Source organism: Streptomyces atriruber (genome assembly GCF_001418325.1).
In the GTDB taxonomy this organism is placed as follows: Bacteria; Actinomycetota; Actinomycetes; order Streptomycetales; family Streptomycetaceae; genus Streptomyces; species Streptomyces atriruber.
Map to the genome: position 1 here is coordinate 1 of NZ_LIPN01000302.1, position 4,788 is coordinate 4,788.

Annotated in this window: 5 protein-coding genes; all 5 read right to left on the reverse strand. The window is 71.4% G+C overall.

The window, feature by feature from the left end; all coding sequences use genetic code 11:
- On the reverse strand, nucleotides 1–572 hold a 572-nt coding region (wrbA, locus tag AOK03_RS28250), incomplete at its 3' end, for an NAD(P)H:quinone oxidoreductase (protein ID WP_055568189.1).
- Between the two features lie 71 nt (nucleotides 573–643).
- A complete protein-coding gene (locus AOK03_RS28255; RefSeq protein ID WP_055568185.1) occupies nucleotides 644–1,639 on the reverse strand; it encodes a class I SAM-dependent methyltransferase in 996 nt (331 codons plus the stop codon).
- A complete protein-coding gene (locus tag AOK03_RS28260; RefSeq protein ID WP_055568186.1) occupies nucleotides 1,636–2,790 on the reverse strand; it encodes a DegT/DnrJ/EryC1/StrS family aminotransferase in 1,155 nt (384 codons plus the stop codon). Before AOK03_RS28260 ends, AOK03_RS28255 begins: the two co-directional genes overlap by 4 nt.
- Before the next feature lie 5 nt (nucleotides 2,791–2,795).
- Nucleotides 2,796–3,353, reverse strand: a complete 558-nt coding sequence (locus AOK03_RS28265; RefSeq protein ID WP_055568187.1) for a cupin domain-containing protein — start codon at nucleotides 3,351–3,353, stop codon at nucleotides 2,796–2,798.
- A gap of 75 nt (nucleotides 3,354–3,428) precedes the next feature.
- Complete coding sequence (locus tag AOK03_RS28270) at nucleotides 3,429–4,490, reverse strand: type III polyketide synthase (protein WP_055568188.1); 1,062 nt, start codon at nucleotides 4,488–4,490, stop codon at nucleotides 3,429–3,431.
- Nucleotides 4,491–4,788: the final 298 nt, after the last annotated feature.

Below are 4,788 nucleotides of genomic sequence, written 5' to 3' on the forward strand. Positions count from 1 at the left end.
GCCTGGTGGCGGGCGGCCTGCAGGGCCACCTCGCCGGGCGCGCCCTCACCGGCGACGTGCGAGGTGCCGTAGGGGTTGCCGGACTGGAACTGGATGGGGTCGGTGTAGCCGGGCGGCACGATGATGCCGCCCCAGTGGTAGAAGGTGTTCGACAGGGCCAGGATCGTCGACTCCTGGCCGCCGTGGGCGGTGTTGCTCGCGGTGAACGCGGAGAACACCTTGCCCGCGATCTTGCCTTCGAACCAGAGCGGGCCGGTGGTGTCGATGAACGCCCGCAGCTGGCTGGCCGGGTTGCCGAACCGGCTCGGGGTGCCGAACAGGACGGCATCCGCCCAGGACAGGTCGTCGTGGGTGGCCTCTTCGACGTCGGCGGTGGCGGTGCGGTGCTCGACCCAGGCCGGGTTGGAGTTGATCGCGGCCTCCGGGGCGGTCTCGGCGACCCGGCGCAGCCGCACCTGCGCGCCGGCCTTCTCCGCGCCCTCGGCCACCGCCTGAGCCAACGTGTGCACGTTGCCGGTCGCGCTGTAATAGATGATTGCCACGTTCACAGGGTCCACAGCTGTTTCCTTCATTCCTTGCGGTGCTTGCGGTGCTTTCCTTGCCTGCGCTGGGTGTTGGTGTTGTCCTGCGCGCCGGGGTGCCGCTAGCGGGCGATGACCAGGGTGGCGGGCGGGGCGGCGTGGAAGGTGATGTCGCTGAAGCCGGCCTTGGTGAGCCAGGCGTGGTAGTCGGCGCGCCGCCAGGTGCCGCCCTGCTGGCTCTTGAGGAGCATTTCGGAGGCGAACAGCAGCGGGAAGGCGGGGCCGCTGCGGTCGTCGTCGACGACGTAGTCGCAGACCACCAGGGCGCCGCCGGGCTTGAGGGCGTCTTTCAGGCGGGTGAAGACCGCCACGTTGTCCTCGGGCCCTTCCTGGTGGGCGATGTGCGAGTACAGCGCGACGTCGTAGGCGCCGGTGCCGAAGTCGGTGGTGTGGAAGTCGCCGTCGATGCAGGTGAACCGGTCGGCGACGCCGCGTTCGGCGAGCAGCCGGCGGGCGATGGCGTTGATCGGTTCCCAGTCGAGCTGGGTGGCGCGGGCGGCGGGGTTGCGCTCCAGCCAGGTGGCGGAGTAGATGCCGGAGCCGCCGCCGACGTCCAGGATGGAGACGGCGCCGGCCTCGTCCAGGCCCAGCACGTCGGCGGCGACGGCGGCGGCGGGCACCGACTGGGCGGCGATGGCCGGCACGACCTCGCCCCAGTGCGGGTTGTCGGCGACCTCGGTGGTGGGGTCGCTGATCGGGCCGCCGGCGCGGACCACCTCGGGCAGGGCGGCCAGCTTGCCCATGTGGGTGAGCTTGAGGCGGGCCATCGCGGACAGGTCGGCGGGGCGGCCCTTGACCAGGTAGGTGGAGGCGGCCGCGGTGTTGCGGTAGCGGCCCTGGGCCAGGTCGACCAGGCCGATGCTGACCAGGCCGTCCAGCAGGGTCTGGGCGCCGCGTTCGGAGATCTGGGCGCGCTCGGCGAGCTGGGCGGCGCTGTCCGCGCCGCCCTCCAGGTGGGTGAACAGCTGGTGCTCGGCGGCGGCGCCCAGCAGGCCGGTGGACCAGTAGCCGTTGATGAGCCGCAGGATGGTGTCCGGGGTCGGCTGGTTGTCGCTCATGCGGTTCCTCCCCGGCCCGCGGGGGCCGCGTGGGTTCGAAGTGCGGTGCGCAGGGCGGCCACGACCCGGTCGACCTGGTCGGTGCTCAGCTCGGCGTGCATGGGAATGGCGAGGTGGCGGGCGAACAGGTCGGCGGAGATGGGGCAGCTCTGCTTGCCGGCGAAGACCGGCTGCAGGTGGGTGGCCCAGGTGCCGTGGCCGCAGCCGATGCCCTGGCCGCGCAGGTCGCCGGCGAGGGCCGCGCGGTCCACCCGGGGATCCAGGGCGACCAGGTAGGACTGCCAGGCGTGGGTGCGGTCGGCGGGCACCTGCGGCAGCGTCAGGAGCTCCTCGTCAGCCAGGAGTTCGGCGTACTGGGCGGCCACCTGGGCCCGGCGCTGCAGGAGTTCGTCGATCCGGCCGATCTGGACCTGCAGGATGGCCGCGGCGATGTCGGAGAGCTTGAAGTTGTAGCCGACCTCGGTGAACTCCGGGATGGGCAGGCCGACGATCTTCGACTGGTCGAAGATGCTGCCGATGCCGAAGGAGGAGCGCAGCCGGGCGTCGGCGGCGATGGCCGGGTCGGCGGCCAGCAGGGCGCCGCCCTCGCCGCTGCTGGCGCCCTTGCGGCCGTGGAAGGACAGGCAGGCGATGGGGGCCAGCGCGCCGGCCTGGCGGCCCTGGTAGGTGGCGCCGACCGCGCAGGCGGCGTCCTCGATGAGGAACAGGCCGTGCCGGTCGGCCAGGGCCTGCAGTTCGCTGTAGTCGGCGGGCAGGCCCACGGTGTCCACCGCGATGATGCCGGTGGTGCGCGGGGTGATGAGGTCGGCGACCGCCTGGGGGTCCACGGTGTGGGTGTCGGGCCGCACGTCGGCGAAGACGGGCACCGCGTCCAGGTAGCGCACCGCGTGGGCGGGGGCGGGGAAGGTGTAGTCGGCGACGATGACCTCGTCGCCGGGCTTGACGCCCAGCGCGAGCAGGGCCAGGTGCAGGGCGGCGCCGCAGTTGCTGACCGCGACCGCGTCCATGGCGTAGCGCTGGGCCAGCTGGGCCTCCAGGGCCTTGCCCTTGGGGCCCTGTCCGGCCGGCCAGCCGGAGGCGAACACCTCGGCGACGGCGGCCAGTTCCTGCTCGCCCAGGCTGGCGTGGACCAGGGGGATGGGAGGGGTCATGGGGCTCACTTCCCGGAACCGGCGGTGGCAGGGGCAGAGGCGGTGGCGGGCGGCTGGTAGCGCAGCGGGGTGAGTTCCTCGACGTCGTAGCGCTTGCGCATCTCCTCGACGGCCGCGGGGTCCACCGTGGTGCCGCGGGCCCAGATCTCCGCGATCTCTTCGAAGTAGTGCTCGTGGTCGGGCGAGGGGTAGCTCTGGAAGAGCATCTTGACCGGCTTGTCGGTGGCGTTGCGGAAGGCGTGCGGGGTGCCGGGCGGCACGAACATGCAGCCGCCCTCGGCGGCGCGGATGACCCGCTCGCCGGTGGCGGACTGCCAGTGGTGCCAGGTGTCCTTGGTGCGCTCGGTCGGCTCGAAGCACAGCAGGTCCAGCTCGCCCTCCAGGACGTAGAAGAACTCCTGTGACTCGTGGTGCACGTGAGCGCCGACGTCGAAGCCGGGCGGCACGATCACCTCGAAGACGGAGATGACCGAGCCCTGGGCGTGGGTGGCCTTGAAGGTCACCTCCTGGGCCGGAGTGATCAGCTTGCGTCCCTCACCGGGCGGGACGATCAGGCCAGTCATGTGATGGATTTCCTTCGTTCGTACGGACAACTCGCTCAGCACGAAGAGCCCCGGCGGGGGCGCTCCTTGCAGGGGTCAGCCGGCGGCGGCGTCGCTGTTCCAGCGGCCCAGGGCCATCTCGGCGGTGATGCCGGGGCCGAAGCCGGCGATCAGCCCGGTGGCGTCGGGCATCGGGGTGTCCTCTTCGAACAGCCGCAGGGCCGCGTCCAGGACGACGGCGCTGGCGATGTTGCCGTACTCGGTCAGCGTCGACCAGCTGTGCCTGAACACCTTGCGGTCGACGTCGAGGAACTTGGCGAGGTCGTTGAGGATCCGCGGGCCGCCGGCGTGGACGATGTAGAAGTCCAGGTTGCTGGCGTCCCACTGGTGGCCGGCGGCGAAGTCGCGCAGCACCGGGGCGAGCGGCTCCATGGTGCCGGGCACCCGGCGGTCCAGCTGGAAGTGGAAGCCGGTGTCGCGCACCGAGTAGGAGATCCAGTCCTCGGTGTGGGGGATGAGGTAGGAGGAGTTGCGCTCCAGTTCGATGCCGGTGCCGCCGGTGCCGCGCACCACGGCGGCGGCGACCGCGTCGCCGAACAGGCCGTCGGAGAGCAGCGAGCCGATGTCGTCCATGTCGGGCTGGTAGCACAGCGAGCACAGCTCGCAGGAGACGATCAGGACGTTGCTGCCGGGGTGGGCCACGCAGAAGTCGTGGGCCCGGTTGATCGCGGCGCCGCCCGCGGCGCAGCCCAGCTGGGCGATGGGGATCTGCCGGGTGTCGGAGCGGAAGCCCATCTTGTTGATGAGCCAGGCGGTGAGCGAGGGCATCAGGAACCCGGTGCACGACACGTAGATGATCGCGTCGATGTCGCGGGCGGTGACCTCGGCGTTGGCCAGGGCCTCCTCGACGACCTGGGGGGTGCGCTTTTTGGACTCCGCCTCGTAGATGCGGTTGCGCTCGGTCAGGCCCGGGTGCTCGAGGGTCTTCTCGATGGGCTGGACGATATGCCGCTTCAGCACCCCCGTGTTGCGGATCAGTCGAAGCGCCAGGGGAAGCTGCGGCTTTCCGGCGTGGACCCTCTCGGCAAATTCCAGCGTCTCTTCCGCCGTGATGACGTATTCCGGCACACGCACTGACGGCTTGCATAGCCTAGGCATATCGGGAATCCACTTTCTCTAGAGTCTGCCTTCTGCACGTGAAGTAGCTTTCGCGCACTCCCGGTGCCGCCCGGGTCGGGCGGCGGCGGGGGCAGCTGGGACGGCGTCTGCCGCGCCGCCTTCGCCGGGCCCGGGCAACCGCCCCGGCAGGACGGGGGGGTTGCCCGGGCGCCGGGGAAGGCGGCGCGGGAGGGTGGACCGGCCCGGGGGCCGGCTGGTGCAGGAACGCGGCAGTGCAGGAAACGCGGCGGTGCGGGAAACGCGGCCGTGCAGGAACGAGGACCGCAAGGAACGCGGC